2 rRNA genes are annotated in these 323 nt (G+C 52.0%); both read right to left on the bottom strand.

Annotation, left to right across the window (positions count from 1 at the left end):
• Positions 1–70 (bottom strand): 5S ribosomal RNA (gene rrf / locus KW838_RS29300); the annotation flags it as partial.
• A gap of 150 nt (positions 71–220) precedes the next feature.
• Positions 221–323: ribosomal RNA gene (locus KW838_RS29295) — 23S ribosomal RNA — on the bottom strand; the annotation flags it as partial.

Below are 323 nucleotides of genomic sequence, written 5' to 3'. Positions count from 1 at the left end.
CGGCGATGCATCGTTTCACTTCTGAGTTCGGGATGGGATCAGGTGGTTCCAACGCTCTATGGTCGTCAAGAAATTCGGGTACTGAGTCGCGGCCAGAGGGCCTCGCTTCAGCAAATTGGGTATGTGATAGCTGGTGTTTTGTGAGTCTCTCGAACTTTCGGTTCGTTTCGTCTTCACACACCGCAATCTGGCCTTTCGACGCAAATTGCTTGGGTGTTATATGGTCAAGCCTCACGGGCAATTAGTATTGGTTAGCTCAACGCCTCACAGCGCTTACACACCCAACCTATCAACGTCGTAGTCTTCGACGGCCCTTCAGGGGA

The sequence above is a fragment of the Pseudomonas sp. PDM27 genome (assembly GCF_019219205.1).
GTDB lineage: Bacteria > Pseudomonadota > Gammaproteobacteria > Pseudomonadales > Pseudomonadaceae > Aquipseudomonas > Aquipseudomonas laurylsulfatiphila.
Note: the sequence above shows the minus strand (reverse complement) of the source record. Positions and strands in the feature narration are given on the sequence as shown.